Source organism: Paenibacillus glycinis (assembly GCF_009909185.1).
GTDB lineage: Bacteria > Bacillota > Bacilli > Paenibacillales > Paenibacillaceae > Paenibacillus_Z > Paenibacillus_Z glycinis.
Map to the genome: position 1 here is coordinate 471,410 of NZ_JAAAMV010000003.1, position 26,432 is coordinate 497,841.

The window sequence follows — 26,432 nt, forward strand, 5'->3', positions numbered from 1 at the left end:
GTTGAAATATAGCATACCTCAAAAAAGAAAATACTGGCGCGCCGACGCGCCGCGCAAAAAGGCCCGGCAGGTTTCCACCTGCCGGGCCGATGCGGCGTCGCCGCCGCTTAGCCTTGCTCCGATTGCTTGAACGCGTCCAGCTGTTTCTGGATCTCGTCTTTGACTTTGTCGTAGCCCGCCGCCTTCAGTTTATCCCGCAGCGCCTGGACCGCTTTCGCCGGGTCGCCGGCTTTGCCGTACAGGATCGCCGGCATCTGCTCGCCGACCACCTGGGAGATCGACGTCATTTCCGCGTCGACGTTCGTTTTGTCGAAAACGAATTTGCCGTACGGGAACGGCTTCTTGATCGCGTCGTACTTCTTGTAGACGTCGCCGATGCCGCTCCAGTCGGTATCCGACGGAATCTCGAACTTGTCGACGCGGCCGCCCCAGAAGTCGGTATAGAACGCGTCCTTGGCATCGTCGTAGCCGGCGGGACGCGTGCGCACGCCGTCCTTGATCTCGTACTGCACGCCTTCGAGGCCGTAGTTGATGAGCTGGTACAGCTCTTTGTCCTGGCGGATGAGCTCGTAGGCCATCAGGGCGCGCTCCGGGTGTTTGCTGTGGGCGCCGATCGACGTGCCGCCGTGCGTGATCGGCATGGAGATCAGGTTGCCTCGGGTGTCGGAATAGGCGAACATTTGCAGCTCGGAGCCCGGCTGCTGTTTATCCATCTCGACGCGGAGTCCTTTGAACGTCTGCGTATGATGCGCATCCGCGCCGGTTTGGCCGGCTTTCAGCTCCGTGCGCGTGTCGCCCTTGTAGTTGAGCACGTCTTCGCGCCAGTAGCCTTTGTCCGCCCAGTCCTTCATCATCGCCGCGAAGTCGATGAACTTGTCGTTGAAGATCGGGCTGTCGACGGTATAGCGCTCGTCGTAGGACTTGCCGGTGAAGACGCCCGCGTAGCCGGTGCCGATCGGCAGATCGATATTATCCGTGTACGCCGCCTCGAAGCCCGCGTAGAGCGTGCCGTTGGTGCCGTTCGTGTCCCAGGGCACGATGCCCTTCTTGTTGTCCTTGACGCCTTGGAAATACTTGCCGAGCGTCTCGAAATCGGCGATCGGCTGCGTGATGCCGAATTCCTTCGCCCAATCGCCGCGATAGTAGATGCCGTGGTTGACCCATTGCGTATAATGGTCTTCCGGAATCAGGACGATGTCGTCCTTGAATTTGCTCTGATCCCAGTCCTCCTGCGGAATCTCCGAGTACGTCAGCGGCGCGTATTTCTCCAGCAGGCCGTTGAGCGGCAGGAACGCCCCGCGCTGCGCGTTGCCCCACGTATCCAGCCAGTCGGTGCCGATCGTGATCAGGTCGAGCGGTTCGCCGGACGCGAGCAGCAGGTTGTACTTGGTCTGCCAGTCCGCCCACTCCACCCATTTAAACTGCAGCTCCGCGTTGATTTTCTGCTTCAGGATGGCGTTGACCTTCTCCATCACCTTCTCCAGCTGGCCGTTCTTCGGCTTGTCGCCGAGCACGACGTAGGTGATCGTCTCGAACTTGCTCGTGTCGATGCCGCCTTCCGCGGCGCCGTCGTTGCCGGTCTCCTTGCCGCCGTCCGAGGAACTTCCGCCGTTGTCGGCTCCGTCCGCCGCGTTGGCGTTGCCTCCGGCGTTGTTGCCGCCGTTGTTGCCGCCGCAAGCCGCCAAGCTGATGACAAGGATGAGCATGAATACGAATCCCGCAACCTTTTTCGCGTGTCTCATTCTTTCTGGCCTCCCCATGAATTGATATCGCGTTGGTCTTGCGCCGTCCGCGAACGGGTAGCCCGGTCGCGGACGGCTATGGAACAGAGCCGCGCGCGGCGTCTCTGCGGCCATTTGTCCGAAGCTTGCGCGTTAACCCTTGACCGCGCCGACGGTGATCCCTTGGATGAAGTAGCGCTGCACGAAGGGATAGAACAGGATGACCGGCCCCGTCGCGACGACGGCGGTGGCCATCTTCATGGATTCCAGCGGCATGTCGCGCAGGGGCACGTTGGACGCCGCCGAGGAATTGCGGATGAAATCGGCGCTCGTGATGACGTTGTAGAGGAACAGCTGCAAGGGCCGGTATTTCATGTCCGGCGAGAGAAACAGCATCGCGTTGTACCATTCGTTCCAATAGCCGAGCGCGATGAACAGGCCGATGGTCGCGAGCGCCGGCGTGGCCATTGGCAGGATGAGCCGCAGAAAGATCGTGAAATCGCCGGCGCCGTCGATTTTGGCGGATTCCGTGATGGCATGCGGGATCGATTTGGTGAAGCTCTTCATCATGATGATGAGGAACGGGCTCATGAGACCGGGCAGCAGGACCGCCAAGTAGCTGTCGCCGAGGTGAAGGTATTGCTTGATCAGCAGGTAGAACGGCACGAGGCCGCCGGAGAAGAGCGTCGTGAAGTAGATGAAGAACGAGATCGCGTTGCGCTGCTGAAAATCGGGCCGCTGCAGCGCGTAACCCGTCATCGCGACGAGGAACAGACCGGCCGCGGTGCCGACGATCGTGATGCAGATCGTCACGACGTACGCGCCGACGATCAGACCGGGATTCTCGAAGACGATCTTGTACGCGAACGTCGAGAACACGCGCGGCCAGATATTGAACCCGTTCGTCGCGATCGTCCCCTCGTTGGTGAAGGACGTGCCGAGCACCAGCAGGAACGGGATGAGGCAGCAGAGCGCGAACAGGCCAATGAAAGCGTATCCAAAACCTCTGACGAACAAGGACGTCGCATCGCTTCGGATGCGTTTGCGTACGGCTTCGGCTTGCATGGGACTCCCTCCTAGAACAGTGTGTTATCCGGCGACGCCTTCTTCACCAGCCAGTTTGCCGTGATGACGACGATGAATCCGAATACGGATTGATACAGGCTGACCGCGCTGCCCATGGAAAAATTGAAATTGTTCATGAGCGAGCGGAAGACGTACGTCTCGATAATGTCCGTCGTCGAATAGAGCGACGTGTTGTTCGCGCCGACGAGGTTATAGATGAGGCCGAAATTGCCCCGGAGCACGCCTCCGAGCGAGAAGAGCAGCAGGATGATGAAGGTCGGCTTCAGCCACGGCAGCACGATGTACCGGATGCGCTGCAGCGCGTTCGCCCCGTCGATCTCGGACGCCTCGACGACCTCGGAATCGAGCCCCATGATCGCGGCGAAGTAGACGATGGAGCCGTAGCCCGTCGATTGCCACAGAAACGTCACGACGATGATGACCGGCCACACATGCGGATTGGAGTAGGTTTTGACGGGATCCGCGCCGAGCGATTTCAGGATGCCGTTCAACAGGCCGTAATCGTAGCTCAGGATGTTGTAGGCGATGAGCCCGACGATGACGAAGGAGATGAAGAAGGGCAGGAACATGATCGTCTGGGATACTTTCTTGAACCATTTCTTGCGCAGCTCGTTCAGCAGGATGGCGACGAAGATCTGGAGGAAATTGCCGAGCACGATAAAGGCCAGGTTGTACGCGATGGTGTTGAAGGTCAGCCGCCAGAGGTCCCCCGTCATGACCAGGAAGCGGAAGTTCTCGAAGGCGACGAACGGGCTCTTGAAGATCCCGTCGGTGTAGTTGTATTTAATGAAGGCCAGGTACAGCCCCGGCATCGGCAAATAAGCGAATATCGCGAAAAACAGCACGGCCGGCGCGCACATCAGGAGCAGCGTCCTGTTCGTCCAGAGCCGCTTCCACCGGGCGCCTTCCGCACGCGGGCGGGTTCTCGCTCTCGCCCTCGCCCCCGCCCTTGGCTGCGTCATCGTTTTCATCGCATTACCCCTCTCCCGAATTTTGCTTCGCCGGCTCGCCGGCCGGCGCGAAGATCAGCCGGTCCAGCCGCGAGATCGCGCCGGCTTCCACCGCTTCCAGCAGGATCGCCAGATCGCGCGCGGCTTCGCGCAGCCAAGGACCCGGCAGGTAGAACGAACGCGGATCGCCCCCGCTCAAGACCGGCCGCGACGCATTCGCTCCGCCATCCGTCCACAGCCGGCCGACGACGGTGCCGCCCAAGAGAACGGTCAGCTTCATGCCGGCGCCTGCCGCCTGCACCCGCCAGCCGCCGGCCATGCCGCGGGCTTCGTCCGGCAGCGCGCCGTAGAGCCATGCGACGCCGCCCGCTGCCAGGCTGATCGGCAGCTCCGCCGCGGCCGCTCCGGCCTTGCGGCGTTGCGCGTGCTCCAGCAGCCCGGCTTCGTCGCAGGCAGACAGCCGCCAGTCCCGCGAGACATTGCCCTCGTAGAGCGTCACTTCCCCGGCCGGCAAGCCGAGCACCCGTTCCAGGAAGACGGTGACCAGCGTCTCTTCACCGGGACGCACATGCGCGGTAATATCGACGTACGGATCGAACGGATGGACTGCGCCGGCGGACCGGCCGTTCACGTATACTTCGGCGAGCGCCTGAATCCCCTGAAAATGAAGCGTGAACGAATCGGCCGTCCGGCTGGCTGCGAAGCGACGGCGGTAATATTCGAACGCCGGATGATCCGGGGACAGCCAGCCGCCGAAGCCGACGACCGGCCAAGCGGCGTCATCGCAGTCCGGTCCGAGCAGCTCCGGCTGAATCGCGCGGGCATGCACCCTGCGCACGCGCCAGTTCGAGGTCAGCCGCTGCTTGCCCGTCACGGCCGTCAAGCCCGTCAAGCCCTTCATGCTGTTCAAGCGGAGGCCGGGCAGCCGCGGATCGTCGAAATTGGTATGTCCCCAAATCTCCGCCCTGGCCGCAAGCCGCCGGCTGCCGCCGATGCCTTCGGCCGGCATATAGCGGCTGCCGCCGCCCGGCGTGCACGTGCCGATGTAGGCGGAGTCCGCGTACAGCGAGACCACGTCGCTGCCTTGCCGCACGAGCAGGCCATGGACGGGAATGCCGGCAGGCGCGCCAACGTTCGCTTCGTACCAGGCAAAGCCGCGGTAAATGCCGTTCCGCTCCAGGAACGTCGCTTCCGCCGCCGGCAGCGCCGGCTCCGCGGACATCGGCCGCGTCGGATCCAGCACGGCCGATGTCCAGCTCACGTTCAGCTCGCGCGGCTCCGCGTCGTAAGCGAGCGGCGCTTCGAACGCCAGGCTGCCGTCCTCGCCGATGCTCCCGAGCAGCAGCGCATCCTCGCGCGCCAGTCCGAACAGCTCCAGCCGCTGGCCGTCCGCGAGCGCGATCCGGCAGGAGGCGATTTGTCCCGCCTCCGCCCGGAAGACGAACACGAAGCCGTCCTCCGTAGCTTGCGCCGACATGTTCGCGGCCTCGCCGACCGCCGCCCCCGGCGCCAGCGCCAGCGCGATCTCGCCTTCCCGCTCGGCGGCGTGGAAGACCATCGCGGTCCGTCCTTCCGAACGGCGGACGTCCGACAGCTCGGCGGTGGCGTAGCGCAGCGTCCCCCCTACGCCCCAGAGCCCGAGCGGCACGGCGACCGGCAGGATCGCGCACCGCCCCGGAATGCTCCGCAGACGCGACGTTTGCGGGACGACCGTCTCGCCGCCGCCCTGCGCCAATATCAAGCTTACGGATTCCGCTTCGTCGCCTACGTTCGCGAGGAAGAGCAGATGCCCGCCGCCGGCCAGCCGCAGCTGCCGTTCCAAGTGCGAGCCGCCTTCCTTCGGGCCGGAATCGCTGCGAGCGAGACCGGAGCTCTCCGCGGTCGGCGCCGTCGGCTCGGCGCTTTGAGCGAGCCCTTCCGTTACCGGAGCGTCCGCCTCGACCCTGCTGTCAAGCCCGGTCGATGCCGGAGCCGTTACCGGTGCCTCCGCCTCGGGGCCGGGGGCGAGCCGCGCGATGTCCGTTGCCGGTGCCTCCGCCTCGGGGCCGCGGGCGAGCCGCGCGATCCCCGACGCCGGGGCCGTCGCGGCTTCCGCGAGCGCGTCGCCGTATGCCCGGATCACCCGGCGCAGCAGCCGTCCTTCGTAGGCTTCTTGTCGTACGTGGCCTTCCGGCGAGATCATGCCGCGGAAGTCGTAATCCGACGTCATGAACGCGAGCGGGTCGCCCCAGTTGTTCGTGCCGTTCGTAAAGCCGAAATTCGTGCCGGATGCTTGCAGGTAAGGCCCGAGAAGCTTCGCCCCGCAGGAGAGCAGCCGCCGGAGCAGGAAATGCGAGCGGTTCGTCTCCGTCACGAGCAGCGGGAGATTCGATGCCGCCAATCGCGCTTCGTAAGCGGCGACTTTGTGCTCGAAGGCGGGATCGCGGTCGTTCGGGTAGAAATTGCAGGTCGGCACGACGCCTTCGGCGAAGCCGGACGCTTCGTAGAGGCCGCCTTGCCCGGCGCACGCGATGAGCGGCACGCCGATGCCCGAGCCGTGCGCCATGTCGCGCAGTCCGGCGACGTACGCCGCGGGATCGGGGCAATCATAGAAGTCGAGCTCGTTCTCGAGCTGCACGCAGATGACGGTGCCGCCGCGGTTCAGCTCGTAGCGCGCAAGGAGCGGAAGGATCCGCGAGTACCATTTCTCCACGGCTTCCATGTAGCGCGGGTCGGCGCTGCGAATGATCATGTCCGGCTTGGCGAACAAGTACGCGGGGAGTCCGCCGCCGTCCCATTCGGAGCAGATGTAGGGGCCGGGCCGAGCGACGACCCACAGGCCGGCTTCCGCCGCCAGCTGCAGGAAGGCTTCCGCGTCGCGTTCGCCGGCGAAATCCCAGCGGCCCTCTTCGAGTTCGTGATGATTCCAAGGAAAATAGACGTCGATGGCGTTGTAGCCGAAGGCTTTGACTTGATCCAACCGTTCGCGCCACAGCGCGCGGGGGATGCGGAAGTAGAAGAGCGACGCGCAGAGAATGATTTCGGCGCGACCGCCGATGCGAAGGGATGAAGCGTTTAGCTGCAGCGTCGGACCGTGTTTCGTTTCCATGTTCATGCCGGACATCCTCCCTGAACGTAAGCTTGAAGACGAATTTATGAAACCCGTTTCATAAGCAGGAAAAATAAAATACACGACTGCATGGCGGGATTAGGCGAGATGCGCGAACTTCTCAATTCCGTTGACGGCGTGTATTTCACGAGGTACAGCAGCTTGCGGCATGCTGAGCTATGCGGTTATGGAGGCGGCAGAGTGAAACCCATTTCATAAGTTTCCAAAAATGAAACCCTTTGTCAGGGCTGCCTTGATTTGAAGTTTAACTGGAAAATGATAGCGCTGTCAAGCGGGTGTTTTACAAAAATTTTCTGCCCCTATCCAGCCGGCGGCGACGTGCTTTCGCGAATGACGAGCTCCGGCTGAAGCGTCGTCAGCAGCTCGACCGGCTCGGATTTGGAAATTAACAGATGCAGCACGTTGGCGGCCGTCCTGCCCAATTCCCGGCATTTCAGCGACAGCGTCGTCAGCTCCGGAATGACGTTCGCCGCCATCGGCACGTCGTCGACGCCCGTGATGGACAGGTCCCGCGGAACCTGCAAGCCGGCCTTGACCGCGGCTTTGATCGCGCCGATGCCGACGAGGTCGTTCGCGCAGACGACGGCCGTCGGAGGCTTGCCTTCCATCCCCAGCAGCCGGTCCATCAGCTCCTTGCCGCGCTGGACGGAGAAGCCGCCGTGGTTGATCCAATCCTCGCGCACGGGCAGCTCCGCCCGTTCCATCGCCATGCGGAAGCCCTCCAGCCGCCGCACCGTGTTCGACATCTGCGGATAGCCGCCGATGAACGCGATGTCGCGGTGCCCGAGCCCGATCAGATGCTCCGTCACGCGCATCGCGCCGGCCGTCTCGTCGACGACGACCCGGTGATACCGGGCGCCCGGCAAATTGCCGTTGATGAACACGAGCGGCACGCGTTTGTTGACCTCGGCCACTTCGTTGGCCATCTCCTTGCTGCATTTATGCAGGTCGATCCGTCCGCCGATCATGATGATCCCGTCCACCTGCTTCTCGATCAGGATGTTCAGGTACTGCGATTCGCGCTTGTACTGGTCCTTGATGTCCTGATTGGAGGAGCCGGTGTCGCAGAGGAAGTACGTATAGCCCCGCTTGCGCGCCTCCTGCTCCAGCCCGGCGAGCACCTCGGGGAAGAACGGGTTCGTGATGTCGGGCAGGATGATCCCGATCATGCCCGTCGCTTTCTTGATCAGGCTGCGCGCGAGGGCGTTCGGTTGAAACTGGTACTTGTTGATCAAGCCTTGGATGCGTTCGCGGGTTGACGCTTTGACGGGGGCGGTGTTGTTCAGCACGCGTGAAACCGTTGCGACGGAAACGTTGGCTTCTTTGGCGATGTCGTATACCGTTACCGGCTTCATCATGGTTTCACCCTCTAGGACCGATTTGGAAAATCTGCCAGGAACGGACAGTTTTCCTTAGCATAGCAGAGAGTTTTCACCATTGGCAACGCTTCCTTTACATATGACAAAAGGCCGTGCCGGGAGCGTCTCGCCCCTAATCGACACGGCCGATGCCGGCCTATCCCCGTCCGTTCCGCAAAAACCTACAAAATCCGCGTCGCGTTGCTGCCCCGCAGCGCCGCTTCCGCCGTTCCCCCCAGGGTCAAATCCGGGCCGCCGTTCGTCTGCTCGCTGCCGGTGTCGGCCGCGATGACGATCGCGCCGCGCGCGATGGCCTCGCGGCAGGCGTCGATGTCGCCGCTCGGCACGCCGAGATCGGACAGCGCGCTGCCCATGCTGTTGTCGTCGTCAAGGAACGCGGCGGCGGTCACGAACGACGTGCCGGGATAAGCGAAGCCGCCCGCGAAGGTGCCCGCCATGGGCATCCCCGGCGAAGCCGCGATCGGGGCCACGACGCGCGGATCCCCCAGCCCGTGCTGATCCGTCGCGGAGCGCGTGTCCGCCAGGTCCTGCAGCTCGTCCGCGTGCACGTTCGTCTCCGACTCGATCCGGCGCGAATGCTCCCGGTCTCTCGCGATCACCGTCAGCTCCTTATTGGTGAAGCCGGCATGCTCCAACGCTTGAATGGCCTGGATCGCCTCGTTCTGCGATTCGAAAATCCCTATTTTGTAGCCCATCGTTTACGCCTCCTAATTTGGTCAGGTAAGGTTGGTATACCCTGTTTATGCAGGATTCAATCGGGCAAACTAGAACATATTTCTAGCCGGGGTTTACTTGTTTCATGATCCGGGCGCAGGGGTAATTGATCCCATAACAAGATGTCATTAAGTGTACAGGAGCGTCGTGACGATGAAGCAAAACGATAAACTGATCGTACGTACAGAGAACCAACCCGGAAAATGCATCGTGTATATCGGGGGAGAGCTGGACTTGGAATCCGCCGTGCAGATGAGGGCGGTCATGTCTCCGCTGATCGAATTGAGCGATCGCGAGCTGATCTTGAATCTGCGGGAATTGCGCTACGTGGACAGCACCGGCATCGGCATATTGGTATCCGTGCTCAAAGCGCGCCATGCCAAGGAAGCGCCGTTTGCCGTGGAAGCCGTGCCGCCTCATATCCGCAAGCTGTTCGACATGACGGGCATTACGCCGTTTCTTCTGAAACAAGCCTAATTTGCCGGTCGGCGGCGAAACAGCAGAAAGGAAAGAGATAAACGATGAACCTAACGGAAGATGTAATTACGCTGCAGGTGCCTGCGTCTGCGGAATATATTGATTTGGTGCGGCTGACCCTTTACGGGTTGGCAGTCAAGATGGGCTTCTCGTACGAGGAGATCGAAGACATGAAGGTGGCCGTATCGGAGGCCTGCAACAATGCGGTATTGTACGCTTACGGCGATCTGAGCGCCGGCGAGGCCGCTCAAGCGCCGACGCCTTCGCCGCGGATCGAAGTGCGCTTCGTCAAGAAGGACGACGCGCTGTCCATCGTCGTCAAGGATGACGGACGCAGCTTCGATGCGGTCGCGGCGGCGCGCCGCGCCAAGCCGGTCAACGGCAAATCGATCGAGGAATTGCAAGCCGGGGGACTGGGACTTTATCTGATGCAGGCGTTGATGGACGACGTCGAAGTGAACAGCGACATGGGAACGGAAGTGGTCTTGACCAAGCGCTTGGTCAAGAGCGGTGAGATGTGATGGGTGCGCAGCCGGCCAAGCAACCACCGATTACCGGCGCCGACCTCATTATCGTTTATCAGGACAGTCCCTCCAATGAGATCGCGGAACAGCTGATTACGCATTATGAGCCCATGGTTCGAATGGCTGCCGGTAAGATATCACGCAACCGTCCCGATTTGTACGAAGATCTCATGCAAGTAGGCCAGATCGCGCTCCTTCGGCTGTTCAGCCAATTCGACAGCTCGCTCGGCGTGCAGTTCGAGCCCTACGCCATGAAGAGCATCATCGGGCATATGAAAAATTATTTGCGCGACAAGTCCTGGTACGTCCAGGTCCCGCGCCGGATCAAGGAAAAAGGCATCGCCGTGCAGCAGGCCATCGACGAGTTGACGGTCAAGCTCGAGCGCTCGCCGAAGGTCGAGGAGATCGCCGCGCAGATGGAGCTTTCCGTCGAGGAGACGACGGAGATTCTCGCGGGCCGCGACCTGTATCATTACGTGTCGCTCGATACGCCGATCTCCGAGGAGGACAACGCGACCTCCCTGGGGGATTTGCTGGGTTCGCCCGGCGACGAATTCGACGACGTCGATCGGCGGCTCGATCTGCAGGCGGCCATGTCGCAGCTCAAGCCACAGGAGCAGCAGGTGCTGATGCTCGCGTATGCCGAAGGGCTGCCGCAGCGGCATATCGCCGACCAGCTCGGCATCTCCCAAATGAGCATCTCTCGCATTCAGCGGCGCGCCATCGACAAGTTGAAGGTGCTGCTGAGCGAGCAGGAAGAAGAGTTATAAACCTCGGAAGCACGCTGACCCGGTCTAACCGGCGCCGGGCGTGCTTCTTTCCTATCGGTCGGACCTGCGCGAACAACCGGAGATTTGGAACAAATTGCCGGCGCCGAGTTGTGCTCCCCGGCGAATTCGCGTTATGATGGTACTAACGTTTTGCGAGCACGTACGGACAAGCAGGAGGCCTCCTAACCATGATGCATCGGTTGCTGCAATTTCCCTCGCAATGGGAATGGCACATGCTGCATGCCAAACGACCGGACGTCTCCGGTCTCACGCGCAGCAGGAAAGACGCCAGGAATGCCGCGGCGGCGCGGCACGAGTCCGCCGGCGGACAGGCCGGAGCCGAGCTTGACATCAAGCAGGCCCACCCGGATATCGCCGCTTGGCTCCAGGAAGTGGAGGGCTGCGAGCATAACCAAATATCGGTATCCGAGCTCCCCGGCGGCCAATCCATCCTGCAAGGGACGCTGATGTTTCAAGTATCGGACGACGAGAACGACATCCAGCCCCTGCATTTTCGGGTCACCCGCGACAAGCTGGTAACGTACCAGAGCGACATGCGTTTCTCGCTCCGGCTTCAGCTCGATCCGTGGCACGATAAACTGCAGCGCTGCCAAACGGCGCCGGAAGCGCTGTTCGTCATGCTCGGCAGCATACTGGAAACCTTTCATACCGGCCTCGACCGATTCGAGACCCGGCTCGGCGATCTGGAGCGGAAGATGAGCCGCCACAACAAGACGGGACTCATGAACGTCATCTTCGAGCGCCGCTACGAGCTGCTGCATTGGAGCCATCTCTTCATCCCGATCAAGGAGATCCAGGGCGCGGCCAAGGAAGCGTTCATGGACGAGCTGTCGAATCTGGAGGAGTTCAAGCGGATGGAGCTGCGGCTCGACCGCGTGCAAAACCTCCTCAGCCACTACGCGATGGAAATCGACACGCTGCTGATGATGGACGACGCCATCTCGAACTTCCGGGGCAACGATATCATGAAGACGCTCACGATCTTCACCGCCTTGTTCATGCCGGCCACGGTGATCGGCGCCGTGTGGGGCATGAATTTCGAGCAGATCCCCTGGGCGGGCGAGCGCTGGGGCTTCATTACCGTCAGCTCCCTCATCGTCGTCATTACGCTGCTGATCTATTGGTGGTTGTGGCATAAAGGCTGGACGGGCGATTTGCTGAACGGCCGTTCCGACGGCGACATCGTCAGCGCGTCGCGAACGGACGGCTCCGAGGCGGACCGGACCGATTCCGGAGAGCGGGACGCGATGCTGCCGCCCCGCAACCGGTCTGGGCGCATACAGACGACGGTCTCGGTCGCGCCGAAGCCCGCCGCGCCCGAAGACGATTCGCCGGCGCCGCTGCCCTCGCGCTCCAGCCGCTGACCGGGCGGCGGCACGGACGAAGCGGCATTTCATAACAAAGGGAGCGCCCCGCAGGCCGGCAACGTCGGCATGCATCGGGGCGCTCCCTTCTTTGTGTTGCGCTACTTGATATCCACCACGACCAGACAGCGGTCGTCGGAGGTCAATTCCTCGGGAAGCTCGCCGCCGAACAACGCGTTCTCCAGTTCCTTGACCGGCGTCCGCATGCCGAACGGACGCAGCAGCTCCGTCAAGCTGACTTCCCGGTCTTCCTCGTAATCGCTGCCGACCAGATCGTACATGCCGTCCGTGAACAGCATGATCCGGTCGCCCGGCCTGATCTCGAGCGTATGCTTCTCCAGCGACATCTCGCCGAACAGGCCGATGGCCGCTCCGCCGAGCGCGAAATTCTCCACCCTGCCGTCGCCGCGGATCACGAGCCCCGGCGGATGCCCCGCATTGACGTATTCGAGGACGCCCTTGTTCAAATCCACGATCATGTACAAGCCCGTGAAATAATACTGGATGAGCTGGTCCGCGAATTGCAGCTGCTGCGAGCGCCGGTTCAGCTCCTTCACGACCCGCTTTGGCTCCACCTGCTTCGTCATCGCTTCCTTCAGCACGGAGGCGATGAACATGCTGGCGAGCGACGAGCTGATCCCGTGCCCCATGGCGTCGATCACCGCGATGCCGTAGCGGTTGTCGTCGATCCGGTGCCAGGCGTACAAATCGCCGGACAGCTCCTCCGAAGGGCGATAAATCGCATCGATCGCCATCCCTTCGTCGTCCACCGGCTGCGGCAGCGCCGCATACTGCACCTCTCTGGCCAGCTGCAGCTCCTCCGTTACCCTGCGGTCCCGCTCCTTATGCCAATCCTTCTGCTCCTTCAGCCGCAGCGCGACGCGGATGCGCGCGAGCAACTCGACCCGGTTGATCGGCTTCGTCACGTAGTCGATCGCGCCGGCGTCCAGCGCCTCCGCCAGCTTCTTGGAATCCCCGATCGCCGTCACCATGATGATGGGAATGTCCCGCAGCCGGGGCGACTGCTGAATCCGGGCGCAGACCGTGATTCCGTCCACGCCGGGCATCATCATGTCCAGCAGGATCAAATCGATCCCGTGGCTGTCGTCCCCCGGGACGCCCTCCGGCTCCTGGCCGTCCGCATCCAGTCCAAGCAAGGCGAACAGCTCCATGCCGCTTGCCGCCATCCGCATATCCGAATACCCCGCCCGCTTCAGAATTTCCCTGACCACGGTAATGTTCATCGGGTTGTCGTCCACGACGGCGATGCGCATGTTCCACCGCCTGGCCGTTCCGTCCTGTGCCGTCAATTTATTCATTGCAGCTGCACTGCTCCTAGTCATGAATTTTCATCCTTGCCGCTTCCGCCGTACTTTGCAAGACCCTTCTTCTTGATTACCCCCGCCGCCGCGGAATTGAATCGCGGTTCCGGCCCATTGACGTGACAGACGCCTAAGGCACCGCGGCCCAGCGCCTCATACAATGAGAACAAGGAGAGGGGGAGCAGCCATGAACAACGGCAGCACGGCGGATTTGCGAACGGCGATATTCCTGGCGGCCGTATGCGGTCAAACCTACGTGCAATACGATAACGACGGGCTATTCCTGGTGCCGGAGACGTATCGTCTGGTCGGCCCGGTCGGCGCGTCTTCCTACGACGGCAAAGAAGAATTGTTCGGCTTCGTGCTCGAATCCGACCGCGGCGTCATCCTGGCCTTCCGCGGCACGATCTCGCCGACGGATTGGATCACGGACATGATCGCCCAACAGGTCGCCTTCAAGCCGATCGGGAAAGGCTGCCTGGCGCACCGCGGCTTCACCGACGTTTACATGTCCGCCCGCGATACGATTTTCCGCCTGTTGAAGGAGACGCCGGCGGAGAAGCCGCTGTTCGTGACCGGCCACAGCCTCGGCGGCGCGCTGGCGACGCTGGCTTCCGTCGACATCGCCGTCAACCGCAAGACGGCGAGCTTGATCACGTACACGTACGGCTCGCCGCGCGTCGGCGACCCCGGCTTCGTCCGGCGCTACAACGCGGCCGTGCCGGTTTCCTTCCGCGTGCAGAACGAATTCGACGTCGTGCCGCATCTGCCTCCGCTTGTCTACACCTCGCCCAAGACGGACAAAACCTATTACTACCTGCACGTCAAGGAAGAAGTGAAGCGCAGCTTCCGGAACGGATCGGTAGGTCTCAACCATGTCATCGGCAGCTATTTCGCCGATCTGGCGAGCGAGGCGCCCGGCTTCGCGACGGCCGTCTGCTCGGCGCCGCCCGGATGGTGCCCGATCAATTGAGCCGCCCGGCGACGGATTCGCGGGCGGCCCGCCAATCGAGCGGAAACGGGCTTACGGCAGCCGAAGCAGCGCGTCGATCCGGTTCCGCTCCGCTTTCGGCAGACCCTGGAACACAAGCGCGTACGAATGCTGGATCATGTCGTATACTTCGCCCAGCGGGATCGTGCCGTCCACCGTCACGGAGTTCCAGTGCTTCTTGTTCAGATGATAGCCCGGCTTCACCGCTTCGTACTGCTCGCGCAGGTTCTCGGCGATCACGGGGTCGCATTTCAACGCGATCACGTTGTCCGAGATAATCGCGAACATTTTGCCGCCGACCTTCATGACCAGCGGTTCCGGGCCGAACGGATAATCCTTCTCCGCGCATTTCATGGACAAGCAGTAATCGATGATCGGTTTCATTCGCGAAATCCCCCTCTGAAGTTACGGCAGCTATTAGATCGGTCATTGTCCTTATCGTTAAAAAAACTGAAGGCGAGAATCACCTTCAGTTCTTCGTTTGCGTTATACGCCCATTTTCTTGCGCTGGTTGTTGACCTTTTTCGTATTCTGGCTCTTCATCGTTTGTTGGTTGCCGCCCGGACCGAACTTTTGCTTGCCGCCGTTCGCCTGTTCAAGCTTCTTCTGCGCGAGCTTCTGCTTGACGGCATCGGCAAGGGATACCTTCTTCGGCTGCTCCAGCTCTTGCTCTTGCGTTTCCGGCGTCGATTGGTTTTCTGACATTGAGATCACCTCGCCTTGATTGTACTACTCGTATTGTAGCGCTTTTTCGCCGCGCTTTCCAGTGTCTGCGCGCACATTCGCGCAGGTTCCTCGCGGCGTCGGGCGCCTATTCCCGCAGCGCCTCGTTCAGCTTCGTGGAGCGCAGCTCCCGGTCTCCGCCGCGCAGCAGACCGCGCAGCCGGACCAGCTCCCGTTGCAGGCGAAGCTTGTCGCCCCTCAGCTCCTCGATCTCCGCGAGCGCGGCCGCCAGCCGCTCCTCGAGCGAAGAATTCGGCTCGTTCATCGCCGTCTACCCCTTTCCTGCCTTTACCCGTTTTACGTATCATTGTAACGCGCGGCAGCCCTCTTGTAAAAAATCCGGATGCGCGCGAAGGCCGGAGCACGGGGCTCCAAGCTTCGGCCTATCCGGATGCGGCCTTAAATTGCGCGAACTTACTTTACGCTTACGGGGACCTTCTGCGTCGTGACGAGCTTGTTCCTGCCGTCGTATGCCCGCACGTCGACCTCGATCTTCTTGCCCCCGTACGGCGCGAAATCGATCTGCGCGGTCCAAGGCGGCGAAGCCGCCGTCGCGACGGTCCTGCCTCCGATGGCGTAGGTCACCTTCGCGAGCGTCGGCGACCAGGTTTTCACGTAGGCGGACACGCGCTGCGGCGAAGCGGGGACAGGAGAAGCGGCGCTCGCCGGCTTATAAGCGATAGGCGATTCGTCGCCGAAGCTGCTCAGGTAGAACGGGCTGCTCACGGACTGCTTGTAGCCGGCAAGCAGCTTCGGGTTGGCCGAGAGCATGTAATTCTTGATCCGCGCGGACGCGTCGTGGTTGCTGTCGAACCAGAAGACCGCTTTGACCTTCGGATACAGCATCGGGAGCGTGGCGTAAAACTCGTTCATTTTGTACACGGCCCAGTCCGTCTTGTCCTGCTTCTTCTCCGGATACATGTACGAGACGCCGCCCTCGGAGACGAAGACCGGCTTGCGCGCGGCATAGAGCTTGTAGATGTTGTCGAATTTCTCGAGATGGCTGGAACGGTCCTCGCCCTGCCCCAGCGGATCGAGCGAAGGATCGAAGATGGAGTAGAGGCTGACCCCGACCCAATCGACCGCGTCGTCGCCGGGATAATAGTCTTGGATGTTGTACTCGGGCAGCCGGTCCGGCGCCCACACCATCGCGACGCTGTTCGGCGCCTCCCGATGGAACACCTTCGCGACGAGCCGGAATTTCGCGATGTACTCGTTCGGATCTTTCGTGTGCCAGATCACCCAGTCGCCGTTCATTTCATTGGCGAATCGAAGGAACACCTGGACGCCGGAGGCTTCGATGTCGCGCGCCAGCTGATGCAGATAAGCGTCGTCCTTGACCTCGCCGAGCCCTTTGAGCGGCTGGAGCCCGAGCTCGATCGCGGTTCCCGCCGCGCGCGCATGGTCGACATGGCTCTTGATGCTGGAGAACGGCTGGCCGTACGTAAAATAAAGCAAGTACGCCGCATGCTTCTTCCCCGTCAGCGCCGGAAACCGATCCGTATAGAAGGGATTCGCGGTCTTCGGGTTGTGGACGGCCGGATCCAGTTCGGCATATGCGCCGAGCAGCGCGCCGTTCTTCGGCTCGAACTTGGCGCCGTGCGCGTTGGCGCCGCCGACCGCGCCGGCCGTCGTCTCGACGAAGAGGCTTGCCTTGCTGCGCAGCATGTCCGCCCTGCGTTTCGCCGCGATGCTGATCTGCGTTTGGCCGGCCAGTCCGGAATACTTCGCTTCCAGCTCCCAGCCGGCCACGGCGTTATCGTATTGCTGCAGCTTCGCGTAGTCGTCGCCGATCCGCCGGTACATGCCCGCGGCGTTGCCGTACTGCCGCTGTTTGACGAATTCCGGCGCGATTTGTTTGTATTTGGCGATCGCCTCCGCGTATTTCCCCTGGCCGTCGAGCTTCTGCGCTTGCTTGTACGCGCCCCACGCGTCCATCGCCTGAACGTCCTGCGCGCGCGCCGTCGAGAACGCGATCAGCGTTGCCGCCAAGAGAAGCAGCAGCTTTCTTCCGAATGTCGTTCGTCCGCGATAAATCCTCACTTAGGCAGTTCCCCCGAATTTCATAAAATGATTGGTTATCGATTTCCATATTACAGCAATCGCCAGGACGGTTGGAAGACGTCTATTGACAAGAGTCGACGATTAATTCGAATTTTCTCCTTCGCCGATCGACGAACCGCGTTGTACAAGTGCAACAAATCTCATTATAATATTCGTTGTAATAAGTTGTAGAAGAGAAACCGTACTTGTGACAAGCCGAATCTCGGCTGCGATGAAAGCAATGGACGGCCGTACATTAGGAGGCAAGGAATCTTTTGAAAAAAACCGCAATCCTATCCATCGTCGTGCTCTGCATCGCGCTCGGGGCCGTGATCATAGCGAAGCAAACCTCCATCCTTCAGAACGCGTTCGGCGATCCTTCGGCCGCGGACACCGATGGCAACACGAACCCGGCTTCCTCCGGGACAAGCAGCAGCGGAGGCAATGACGGCGGCAAACCCGCCGGCACGCAGACGGACGACGACCAACCGGCAGCGACGCAAACCTCCGCCCAATCGGAGCTCCAGCGTTTTTTGCACGATAACGCGGCGTCGCGCACGACCATCAAAAAAGACGGCGTCGCCTTCGTCACGAACTCGACCAGCACCCTCGTCCTCGTCAACAAGAAGCGCGAGCTCGATCCCGGCTACGTGCCGGGCGACCTGGTGAAGGCGCCGGTGCCCTTCTCCTTCTCCGGCGACAGCCCGAAGCAGGAGATGCGCAAGGTGGCCGCGGACGCGCTAGGCAAGCTGTTCGCGGGCGCCAAGCAGGACGGCATCGAGCTGAAGGCCGTCTCCGGCTACCGGTCCTACGCCTCGCAGAAATCGATCTTCAACGCCTATGCCAAGACGCACGGCGAAGAGGAAGCGAACACGTTCAGCGCCCATCCCGGCCAGAGCGAGCATCAGACCGGACTCGCGATGGACGTCTCCAGCGCCAGCGTCCATTACGGCCTCGAAGAAAGCTACGGCGAGACCAAGGAAGGCAAATGGCTGAAAGCCCACGCCGCGGACTACGGCTTTATTATCCGCTTCGAGCAAGGCAAAGAGAAGGAAACCGGCTATATGTACGAGCCTTGGCACGTACGCTACGTCGGCGTCTACGTCGCCCAGGACATCAAGAAGCTCGGCTTGACGCTGGAAGCGTACTTGGCCCGCTTCTAACGGACGCGCCAAGCGCCGAACGCCATAAAAGGCCGGCGGTTTGTCATCAACATGACAAACCGCCGGCCTTTGCCGTTCGTGCGGGCGTTTACGGCTCGAAGACCATCAAGTCCCGGCCCATCGTGATTTTGCCCGGGAAAATATCGCGCATCCCCTCCGTGTATTCCGCCTCCGCTTCCTCCGTCGGAAAAGGCGCCGGAATATGGTGCGTCAGCACGAGATGGGGCACGCCGGCCTGCTTGGCCAGCTCCGCGACCTGAAGCGTCGTCGAGTGATACTTGGCCGGATTGTTCAGCGATTGCGCCTGTTCCGGGAATTCCGCGATCAGCGCGTCCAGCCACGCTTTGTTGTACGATTCGTGGATCAGCAGATCGGCGCCCTGGCTATGCTTGATCATGTTCGCCACCGGAATGGTATCCCCGGAGACGACCGCCGACTTGCCGTTGTATTCGACTTTGTACGCAAGCGCGGGATACACCGGCCGGTGATCGACCTCGAACGCCGTGATTCGGATGCCGTCCTTGTCATACACGACGCCCTCGTTGGACTCGTGGTACTCGATTCGCGAGGCGTCCTCCGCCGACAGGTTGTAATTGACCCGCAGGTTGGCGTCGAAATCGAACGATTCCCGCATCTTCCCGATAATCTCGCGCGTCGTCGTCGGACCGTACACGTTCATCGGGACCGACCGGCCTTCGAACACGCGGCCCGGCACGACATGCGTCCGCCAGCTGGAGATGAAGACGTCGAAGAATCCCGAGTTGTGGTCGCTGTGATGATGCGTGAACAAGACATCCGATACGCGCTGCGGCATGATGCCGGCTTTGATCAATTGATCCACGACGGCGCCGCCGCAGTCGATCAGGAACACCTTGCTGCCGGCCAATATCGCGACCGAGGATTTGGCCCGGCCTCCGAATGCCCGCGGCGTCCCGGTGCCGAGCAGGATCACCTTCAGCTGCTCGTGGTAATCCGGGACGAGGTTGGCTTGCGTTTGAATCAGCATGTCTGCTACCTCCGAAATGATGCGTTATTTGTCTTTCTTCGCTTCGTCGAGCACAGAAGGATCGTAGAATTGGCTTAAGTCCACCTGACTCTCGTCGTCGATGCCCTTGATGTAGCCCGCGTCGAACGAGACCTTGGCCATCGTCTTGATCACGTCCAGATCCACGTCCTCGGTCAGGTTCAAATGGTCCAGCGCCGCTTTGATCAGCTTCGCGTCCATGCCTTTGCCGCTCAGCTCCTTCAATTCGTCGCTGATGATCGCGTAGGAGTCGTCCGGATGCTGCTTGATGAAATCGATGCCTTCTTCATTCGCCTTGATCGCGCCTTTGGCCAAGTCGCGGTGGTCCTTCAGGAACTTATCGCTCGCCATCAGGATCGTTAGCGGATAATTGCCGTCGTTCGGCGGAATTTTGTCCCAATCGACCAGCACGACGCCGCTGCCTTCCTCGACCATCTGCGTCCCCCACGGCTCCGGAATGAGCGTCGCGTCGACTTCCTTCTGGCGCATGGCGACGAGCGTATCGGCCGGGGCGCGGGTGATGATCTGCACGCCGGATTTGTCCGTCGTGACCTTCAGCCCTTCCTGCTGCAGCAGCAGGCGCAGGGAGATCTCGTTCGTGCTGCCCTTGGTCGGGATGGCGACCGTCTTGCCGACGAGGTCCTTCACGGAGGAGATCCCGGCCTCCTTGCCCGCGATCAATACCGCGCCCCCGTTGTTGGAGCCCGCGATGATCCGGAAGTTCTTGCTTTTCAAATATTGGTTGATCGCCGGGCCCGGGCCGACGTAGCCCAGATCGATCTGGTTCGTGGCGATGGCGGTGGAGAAGTCGGAGCCGTTGTCGAAGGCCGTGACTTCGATCTTCGCGTTCTTGCCGAATTCGTCCTGGAAATACCCGTTCTTCAGGGCAACGAAGCCCGGCGCGTGCGTGACGTTCTTCAGGATGCCGATCTTGACGGTCACCTGCTCGTCGGCCGACGCGGCCTTATCGCCGTTCGAGCCGCAAGCGGACAGCAACCCCGTCAATCCGAGCGCTACGCCCAGCAGGATCAGTTTCTTTCGGAGCTTCGATCTATTTGTTTTCTTTGTCAGATTCATCGTTTCTTCCCCCGTATCATGGATAATCGAGCTTTTATTTCTTTGCCGCATGCAGGCCGAAGCGGACCATGATGCCGTCCTCCAGCCGCTTGAAACAGAAATGATCGGAAATCGTGCCGATGACCGCGATGATGATGACCACGCATAGAATCGTCGCCGTGTCGCCGATGTCGCGGCTGTCCTGCAGCGTCTGGCCGAGGCCGAGACCCCGGCCGATCAGCTCCCCGGCCGTAAGGGCGCGCCACGCGAACGCCCATGCCACGCGAACGCCCGTGATCAGATGCGGGAAGGCGGCGGGCAGCATGACCTGATAGAACATTTTCAAGCCGTTGCCCGTGCCCATCATCTGCGCTGCCCGGAGGTGAATCTTCGAGATCTGCACGATGCCCGTTCGCGATGCCATCGACATCGTCCACGTTGCGCCGATCGTCGTGATGAAGACGACCGAGGTGTCGTTCAGCCCGAACCAGATGATGGCGAAGGGCAGCCAAGCGATGCTCGGCACCGTCTGCAGCGCCACCACGAGGAAGCCGAAGGTCTCGTCGAAGAACCGGAACCGCGCGAACAGGAAGCCGAGTCCCGTCCCGAGCACGATGGAGATGACGAAGGAGATGAGCAGCCTGCGCATGCTGGCGACGATCGAGCCGAACAGATGCCCGTTCGCGAACCCGTCGTAGAACGCCTCCAAGGTCTGCAGCGGGGAAGGGAACTTCCAACCCCAATCGAAAATCCTATATCCCAATTCCCAGATTACGATCAGGAAGATCAGGAACAGCGTTCTTCGCAATGCGATAGTCATGGCCCATCTCCTCTCTGACGACCTTCTCCAGCTCCTCCGAGAGCGTCTCCATGATTTTGTTCTCGTAGTGATGAATGAGCGGATCGCCGGCCTGATGGGGCCGCGCCGCCTGGATGGCGAATTCCTTCTTGATCCGGCCCGGCTGCGTCGACATCACGAGCACGCGGTCGGACAGCAGCACCGCTTCCCGGATGTTATGCGTGATGAACAGCACCGTCTTGCGCGTCCGCAGCCAGATGTCCTCCAGGTCCTTCTGCAAGATATACCGGGTCTGTTCGTCGAGCGCCGCGAACGGTTCGTCCATCAGCAGAATGTCCGGCTCCATGACGAGCGCCCTCGCGATGGCCACCCGCTGCTTCATCCCGCCCGACAGCTCGTGCGGGTAGCGGTCGATGAATTTGCTCAAGTGCACCGACTTGATGCCTTCCAACGCCCGCGCATGCCGCTCTTTCTTCGGCACGCCCTGCTGCTTCAAGCCGAACGCGACGTTGTCCAGCACGTTCAGCCACGGGAACAGGCCGTGCTCCTGGAACACGACGACCTTGCCCGCGCCCGGTCCCTTGACGGGTTCGCCGTTCACGCGGATCGTTCCATCGTAAGCCTTTTCGAAGCCGGCAATCAGGTTGAGCAGCGTGGATTTGCCGCAGCCGGAAGGACCGAGCAGGGAGACGAACTCCCCCTGCTTGATCGTGAACGACACCTCGTCCAGCGCCTGATAGGACGTGCCTTTCTTCTGTTCGAACGATTTACTGACCTTGTCGATCTCGATCATGCCGGTCCCTCCTCTCCAAGCCGCGCACGGTCATAGCGCCGAGAAGAAGCCGCTTGGATGATGAATGATGATTTGCTTCTTCGCGTACGTAATGAGCGCTTTCTCCCGCCATTTGTTCAGAATCTCGGTCACCGTCTGCCTGCTGCAGCCGATCACGTACGAGATCTCCTCGTGGCTCAATTGAAGCTGAACCTCGATCTGGCCATCCTGCTCCCGGCCCATCTGCATCAGGAACCAGGCGAGCCGCCAAGCGACCGGCCGGCTGATGAGCGTCTCGACCATGTTCTGCGTCTGCAGCAGCCTGCGCGCGGTGATGACGGCGAGCGCGTAGGAGAACGACGCGTTCTCGCGGACGAGCTCGAGATAGAGGCGCGCTTCCAGCGTCATGACCCGGCTCTCCGTCAAGCACTGGGCATAGCGCCTGCGGAGAAGTCCGGTAAGCAGCTCCGCGTTGCCGAACATCTCGCCGGGATAACGCAGGAACAAGGTAATGCCTTGGCCTTCCTGGGAAGATTGCGAGATTTTGATAAGTCCCGATTCCACGTAATGCGCAGCCGAAGGCGGATCGTTTTCCTGAAAAATAAATTCATGCTTGCGGCAGGTCCGCTCAGTCCCGTACGCGCGGAACACGCCCAGGATGATGTCTTTGACGTGGTCCGTCTCTTCAAAATCCTTCCGTTCGTCCATGGCCGCGTTCACCTCGCTCCGGTTTGTTTTTATCGTTCAGGCAAGCATTATTCCGACTATTCTTATGCGATATAAGGATAATAACACATTTCGATGCGTAAAAAATGTCGGGTATCCGACAAAACGATTGAAATTTTATGGGATTGCGGCACCCAGGAAGTCCAGGCATGCGAAAAAAGCCTGCCGCAAGAAGCTCGGCAAGCCCGGTCGTGATTGTTTTCTCATTTCAATTTCCAGTCATGGCCAATCAATTCGATTCATTCCGATCCTATTCGTGCCATCGCGCGCCACTGCCATGCGGCGTACATTTCCGGAAGCCCGCTACAGCCGCTGCTCCTCGATCCAGGCGATTCGCTTGGACCGACTGCCCTTGAGCACGGAATCCGCGATCGCGAATTCCGACTGCAGCTTGCTCACGACCCCGCGTACCTCGCTCACGGCCCGAAGCGTCTGATTTTGCGCTTCCTGGATCCGCTTCTGCACGATCCAATCGGTGATCAACCCGTCGAACCAATAATCCCCGAACTTGAGCATGCCGCTGATGTCGATTCCGACGTCGACGGTCCGTTCCAGATCGGCCAGCTCGTCGCGGAAATTCCGCATCAGATGGTTGGCGTTGTTCATGGACACCTTCGCCGCGTCCACGTGTTCATGCTTCATGTGCGTGCTGACGATCCCGCCGCCGCCCCACAGGTCCCAATTGCCCCAACCCTCGGCCTTCTCCAGGCTGTGCGAAGCGTCCTCCAGCGAGGTCAGCACGCGTCGGCCGGCCGTCAGCGCCTCCTCGAGCTCCTTCGCCAGAATCGACTGATCGGCGATTTGCGCTTCCATCTCCGCCAGCTCGGCGCCGTAGGACGGAGAGTTGCGCAGGCTCGCTTCCTTCTCGGCCAGCAGCTGCTTGTATTCCAGCTCCGCATTCCGGCAGTCCGCGAGCTCGTCGCCCAGGCGGAAAATATCCGCCTGCAGCTGCTCCTGCTCCTGCTTCGCTTCCTGCAGCTTCAGCGCCGCGGCCAGCGCCTGCTGGCGTTCCAGCTCCAGCTGCTCCTCCTTGCTGCGAAGCAGCGTGCGGAACAAATTCGCCAGCGACATGCGGGTCAGATTGTCCACGTCCGCCTGCTCCGCTTCCAACTGCAGCTCCAGCTCGAAGACGCGCTTCTCGTTCTCGCGGAGCCGGCCGCGCAGCTGCTCCTGCCGCCGCTGCGCTTTGTCCAGCCGATGCATGCGTTCCCTTGCTTCCGCCAAGCGGTCGAATCCCGAATCCGTCATCGTCGATTGCTCCCTTCCTCGTCACCACAGGTATATACGCGGGCAGTCGCGCCGGGATGCGGCGGCCGCAAAAAAAACCGTTCCCCGGTAGTCCCGGAAGAGCGGTTCCGCACTTGCCGGACCGCGAACGGCGGTCCCCTCGCCTCCGTTTCCCTGACCGCGAATTCGCTGTTTCCTGTCAGCCTTCCAGTCTACCGGGTAGCGAATCCGACGTTTCCCTTAGCCTTCCAGCTTGCGGAACAAGTCCTTGAACACGCCGTCCCGCTCGACGTAATCCACGTACCGGATGAAATGGCGCGACTTGTCGACGCTCCAGCGGCCGTCGTCCGACAGCACCGGGCTATGGACGAGCGAGCTCGGCAAATAATCGTCGTTGACGAGATAAGCGACCGTCGTCACGTCCCAGATCACGCGGGAATAACCGAAATGGTCCGGGCTGCAATCCCGGAACGTCTCGTACAAATATTGGCCGACGGGGCCTTTCTCCTTCACGTACGCTTCGATCTCGGAAAGCGTCGTGCGCAGATGCGACGTGACGCCCATGCACGGAATCAGGACAAGCGGCACGCCGCTGTTCAGCACGATGCGGGCGGCGGGGACGTCCTGGTACAGGTTGAACTCTCTCGTATCCGGCCAGTGCAAGGCATGCCCGCCCAGCCATACGACGACGATCCGCTCGATGATCCGCGGCTCCAGCAGGATCGCGGACGCGACGTTCGTGATCGCTCCGATCGCGAGCACGTAGAGCGGGTCCTCCTCGGACGACGCCATCGCCCGCTCCACGAGATCGCGCGCGGCGGCGCTTTCGACCGGCGTTTCCTCTTCCGGCAAGTAGCCCTCGGACCCGCGGAATATCGGAATGCCGGCCATTTCCGGCATGATGGAAGCGATGCGGAGCAGCTCGTTATAGCTCTTCTCCATGCCGTCCTTCGGGCCGGTCGACAGATCGTTGAAGAACGGCGCCGCGTAGAACGCCTCCACCGCGACGCTCTCCGGCGATTTCAGCGCGTAGATGACGGCGAACTGGTCGTCGATTTCGTTGAACGTGTCGGTGTCCAGCACCATGCGGACCTTGCGCCGCGGATGCGCGAGGCGCTGCAGCAGCTTTTGTTCGGGTATGACGGGGTAGTTGACCATGAATTCCATCCTCTCTTCGGATCGAGAAATAAGCAAAGCCCGCGCTTGCCGGACAGCGCGCAATCTTTTATGATTTGGTTATTCCTAGGCGGTCGAACCTCGATGTCATGCTCATTTTACAACGATCGCGCGAATGGTTAGTTCTACGATGTGGCTGATTGTTTTTACGATGTGGCTGGATGAAGGAAGAGAGGCGGGGTCAGATGCGCGCGGAAATGGATTTTATGTTTCAGTCGGTGCGCCCGGCGGGCTCCTACATGCCGATGCATGCCCACACGTGCTGCGAGCTTGTCTATTACGGCACGGGCAGCGGAACGACGTGCATCCGGGAGGTCGCCGGCGCCTATAAGCCCGGCACTTACGCCATCATGGCCGCGGGAACCTTGCACGACGAGCGGCGGCTGGCGGAGACCAACGTCATCTGCGTCGGTTTCCGGCTGACGGGCGTCGAGACGGAACTCCTGGAAGGCGTCCACGAGGACGAAGCGGACAGGCCCATGGAGAAGCTGCTTCATGCGATGCTCAAGGAAATGCAGGAACAGCGGCCGTATTATCCCGAGAAATTGAATTACCTGCTCGGCATGATTGTCATCGAGCACCGCCGAAGCGTTCAAGTAAGCGCGTACAAGGATACGGCCGACCATTTGGTCTACGCGCGGGCATTCATGGACGAGAATTACAATCAGAAGATTTCGGTGGAGGAGTTAGCGGAGATGGCGGGGTACAGCTATCATCATTTCAGGCATTTGTTCAAAACGAAATTCGGCCGCTCGCCGATCGCTTACCTGCTGAACAAACGCATTCAGCGGGCAACCCATCTGCTGCTGCACAGCACCCTGACCGTCGCGGCGATCGCGGAGGAGTGCGGCTTCTCGAGCGGCGCCCAGTTCAGCACCTTGTTCAAGCGCGAGCGGGGCGCATCGCCGAGCGGGTACCGGCAATCGCGGATCAATCGAACACCGGAGGTCCGGCCTTGACCATGAACGGCTGTCCGTTGGCGTAATAATGCGTCTCCCGGTAGACCTTGAAGGCGACCTCGACCTCCGGAATGCCCGTGGTCAGCAGATGGTTCGTGATCGCGTTAGCCACGTTGTCCTGCGTTTCCCGGCCGCGGTCGAACCAGGCGACCTCGACGAAAGGAAACGTCGGGACGATAGCGCCGTCGAGGATCGTCGTCGTCGTGAGGCAATCGAGGGTGAAATTATCTTTGCTGCACCGGCAAATTCGCGCCAGTTCGTCGACGAGCGCCCCGCTGATTTTCATGACTTCCGTGATGTTGACGCCTCGTATCGTAAGTTGGGGCATGGCGGAAC

At 61.1% G+C, this 26,432-nt stretch carries 26 protein-coding genes; 7 read left to right on the top strand and 19 right to left on the bottom strand.

Annotation, left to right across the window (positions count from 1 at the left end; all coding sequences use genetic code 11):
* Positions 1-107: 107 nt before the first annotated feature.
* The 6 genes from GT019_RS08675 to GT019_RS08700 all read right to left on the bottom strand — a co-directional run bounded on the left by GT019_RS08675 (position 108) and on the right by GT019_RS08700 (position 8,940).
* Complete coding sequence (locus GT019_RS08675) at positions 108-1,742, bottom strand: ABC transporter substrate-binding protein (RefSeq protein ID WP_161742714.1); 1,635 nt, start codon at positions 1,740-1,742, stop codon at positions 108-110.
* A gap of 132 nt (positions 1,743-1,874) precedes the next feature.
* Entirely contained in the window at positions 1,875-2,786 is a 912-nt protein-coding gene (locus tag GT019_RS08680) for a carbohydrate ABC transporter permease (RefSeq protein WP_161742715.1), read from the bottom strand.
* Between the two features lie 11 nt (positions 2,787-2,797).
* On the bottom strand, positions 2,798-3,667 hold the full coding sequence (locus GT019_RS08685) for an ABC transporter permease (RefSeq protein ID WP_235947432.1): 870 nt from the start codon (positions 3,665-3,667) through the stop codon (positions 2,798-2,800).
* A 115-nt stretch (positions 3,668-3,782) separates the two neighbouring features.
* Positions 3,783-6,851, bottom strand: coding sequence for a beta-galactosidase (locus GT019_RS31560; RefSeq protein WP_235947268.1), 3,069 nt, complete (start codon positions 6,849-6,851; stop codon positions 3,783-3,785).
* Between the two features lie 314 nt (positions 6,852-7,165).
* Positions 7,166-8,224, bottom strand: coding sequence for a LacI family DNA-binding transcriptional regulator (locus tag GT019_RS08695; protein ID WP_328803929.1), 1,059 nt, complete (start codon positions 8,222-8,224; stop codon positions 7,166-7,168).
* 182 nt (positions 8,225-8,406) lie between these two features.
* The gene (locus GT019_RS08700; RefSeq protein WP_161742716.1) at positions 8,407-8,940 is read right to left on the bottom strand and encodes a general stress protein; all 534 of its coding nucleotides are present in this window, start codon (positions 8,938-8,940) and stop codon (positions 8,407-8,409) included.
* Positions 8,941-9,106: 166 nt separating this feature from the next.
* On the opposite strand from GT019_RS08700, the gene GT019_RS08705 reads away from it, so the two are divergent.
* From GT019_RS08705 to GT019_RS08720, 4 genes are all read left to right on the top strand, one after another.
* Entirely contained in the window at positions 9,107-9,436 is a 330-nt protein-coding gene (locus GT019_RS08705) for an STAS domain-containing protein (protein ID WP_407945070.1), read from the top strand.
* Between the two features lie 44 nt (positions 9,437-9,480).
* Positions 9,481-9,957: an anti-sigma B factor RsbW gene (gene rsbW / locus GT019_RS08710; RefSeq protein ID WP_161742718.1), complete on the top strand. Its 477-nt coding sequence runs from the start codon at positions 9,481-9,483 to the stop codon at positions 9,955-9,957.
* On the top strand, positions 9,957-10,730 hold the full coding sequence (locus GT019_RS08715; RefSeq protein WP_161742813.1) for a sigma-70 family RNA polymerase sigma factor: 774 nt from the start codon (positions 9,957-9,959) through the stop codon (positions 10,728-10,730). The genes rsbW and GT019_RS08715 overlap by 1 nt, the downstream gene beginning before the upstream one ends.
* 188 nt (positions 10,731-10,918) lie before the next feature.
* On the top strand, positions 10,919-12,115 hold the full coding sequence (locus GT019_RS08720; RefSeq protein ID WP_161742719.1) for a magnesium transporter CorA family protein: 1,197 nt from the start codon (positions 10,919-10,921) through the stop codon (positions 12,113-12,115).
* Between the two features lie 101 nt (positions 12,116-12,216).
* Here the strand turns inward: GT019_RS08720 and GT019_RS08725 are convergent, their stop codons facing one another.
* Entirely contained in the window at positions 12,217-13,434 is a 1,218-nt protein-coding gene (locus GT019_RS08725; RefSeq protein WP_235947270.1) for a PP2C family protein-serine/threonine phosphatase, read from the bottom strand.
* A 190-nt stretch (positions 13,435-13,624) separates the two neighbouring features.
* On the opposite strand from GT019_RS08725, the gene GT019_RS08730 reads away from it, so the two are divergent.
* Positions 13,625-14,410, top strand: coding sequence for a lipase family protein (locus tag GT019_RS08730; RefSeq protein ID WP_161742720.1), 786 nt, complete (start codon positions 13,625-13,627; stop codon positions 14,408-14,410).
* Between the two features lie 51 nt (positions 14,411-14,461).
* On the opposite strand, the gene GT019_RS08735 is transcribed toward GT019_RS08730, so the two are convergent.
* The 4 genes from GT019_RS08735 to GT019_RS08750 all read right to left on the bottom strand — a co-directional run bounded on the left by GT019_RS08735 (position 14,462) and on the right by GT019_RS08750 (position 17,194).
* Positions 14,462-14,812 (bottom strand): MmcQ/YjbR family DNA-binding protein, encoded by a 351-nt coding sequence (locus tag GT019_RS08735; protein ID WP_161742721.1) that lies wholly within the window; start codon positions 14,810-14,812, stop codon positions 14,462-14,464.
* 102 nt (positions 14,813-14,914) lie between these two features.
* A complete protein-coding gene (locus GT019_RS08740) occupies positions 14,915-15,133 on the bottom strand; it encodes a hypothetical protein (RefSeq protein WP_161742722.1) in 219 nt (72 codons plus the stop codon).
* A gap of 106 nt (positions 15,134-15,239) precedes the next feature.
* A complete protein-coding gene (locus GT019_RS08745) occupies positions 15,240-15,416 on the bottom strand; it encodes a hypothetical protein (protein ID WP_161742723.1) in 177 nt (58 codons plus the stop codon).
* Between the two features lie 149 nt (positions 15,417-15,565).
* The gene (locus GT019_RS08750; RefSeq protein WP_328803930.1) at positions 15,566-17,194 is read right to left on the bottom strand and encodes a glycoside hydrolase family 26 protein; all 1,629 of its coding nucleotides are present in this window, start codon (positions 17,192-17,194) and stop codon (positions 15,566-15,568) included.
* 275 nt (positions 17,195-17,469) lie between these two features.
* Between GT019_RS08750 and GT019_RS08755 the strand changes: the two genes are divergently transcribed.
* Positions 17,470-18,357: a M15 family metallopeptidase gene (locus GT019_RS08755; protein WP_201755287.1), complete on the top strand. Its 888-nt coding sequence runs from the start codon at positions 17,470-17,472 to the stop codon at positions 18,355-18,357.
* Between the two features lie 88 nt (positions 18,358-18,445).
* Here the strand turns inward: GT019_RS08755 and GT019_RS08760 are convergent, their stop codons facing one another.
* The 7 genes from GT019_RS08760 to GT019_RS08790 form a co-directional block, all read right to left on the bottom strand.
* On the bottom strand, positions 18,446-19,363 hold the full coding sequence (locus GT019_RS08760) for an MBL fold metallo-hydrolase (protein WP_161742724.1): 918 nt from the start codon (positions 19,361-19,363) through the stop codon (positions 18,446-18,448).
* Between the two features lie 24 nt (positions 19,364-19,387).
* Entirely contained in the window at positions 19,388-20,458 is a 1,071-nt protein-coding gene (locus GT019_RS08765; RefSeq protein ID WP_161742725.1) for an ABC transporter substrate-binding protein, read from the bottom strand.
* Positions 20,459-20,492: 34 nt separating this feature from the next.
* On the bottom strand, positions 20,493-21,257 hold the full coding sequence (locus tag GT019_RS08770) for an ABC transporter permease (RefSeq protein WP_201755288.1): 765 nt from the start codon (positions 21,255-21,257) through the stop codon (positions 20,493-20,495).
* Complete coding sequence (locus tag GT019_RS08775; RefSeq protein ID WP_161742726.1) at positions 21,190-22,029, bottom strand: ABC transporter ATP-binding protein; 840 nt, start codon at positions 22,027-22,029, stop codon at positions 21,190-21,192. The genes GT019_RS08770 and GT019_RS08775 overlap by 68 nt, the downstream gene beginning before the upstream one ends.
* Before the next feature lie 30 nt (positions 22,030-22,059).
* Complete coding sequence (locus tag GT019_RS08780; RefSeq protein WP_161742727.1) at positions 22,060-22,716, bottom strand: Crp/Fnr family transcriptional regulator; 657 nt, start codon at positions 22,714-22,716, stop codon at positions 22,060-22,062.
* Positions 22,717-23,037: 321 nt separating this feature from the next.
* The gene (locus tag GT019_RS08785) at positions 23,038-23,982 is read right to left on the bottom strand and encodes a hypothetical protein (RefSeq protein ID WP_161742728.1); all 945 of its coding nucleotides are present in this window, start codon (positions 23,980-23,982) and stop codon (positions 23,038-23,040) included.
* Positions 23,983-24,201: 219 nt separating this feature from the next.
* The gene (locus GT019_RS08790) at positions 24,202-25,119 is read right to left on the bottom strand and encodes a nucleoside hydrolase (protein WP_161742729.1); all 918 of its coding nucleotides are present in this window, start codon (positions 25,117-25,119) and stop codon (positions 24,202-24,204) included.
* Positions 25,120-25,322: 203 nt separating this feature from the next.
* Here GT019_RS08790 and GT019_RS08795 point away from each other — a divergent pair, with 203 nt between their 5' ends.
* The gene (locus tag GT019_RS08795; RefSeq protein WP_161742730.1) at positions 25,323-26,096 is read left to right on the top strand and encodes an AraC family transcriptional regulator; all 774 of its coding nucleotides are present in this window, start codon (positions 25,323-25,325) and stop codon (positions 26,094-26,096) included.
* On the opposite strand, the gene GT019_RS08800 is transcribed toward GT019_RS08795, so the two are convergent.
* The gene (locus tag GT019_RS08800; protein ID WP_161742731.1) at positions 26,068-26,424 is read right to left on the bottom strand and encodes a DUF1904 family protein; all 357 of its coding nucleotides are present in this window, start codon (positions 26,422-26,424) and stop codon (positions 26,068-26,070) included. The two genes, GT019_RS08795 and GT019_RS08800, sit on opposite strands and share 29 nt — an antisense overlap.
* Positions 26,425-26,432: the final 8 nt, after the last annotated feature.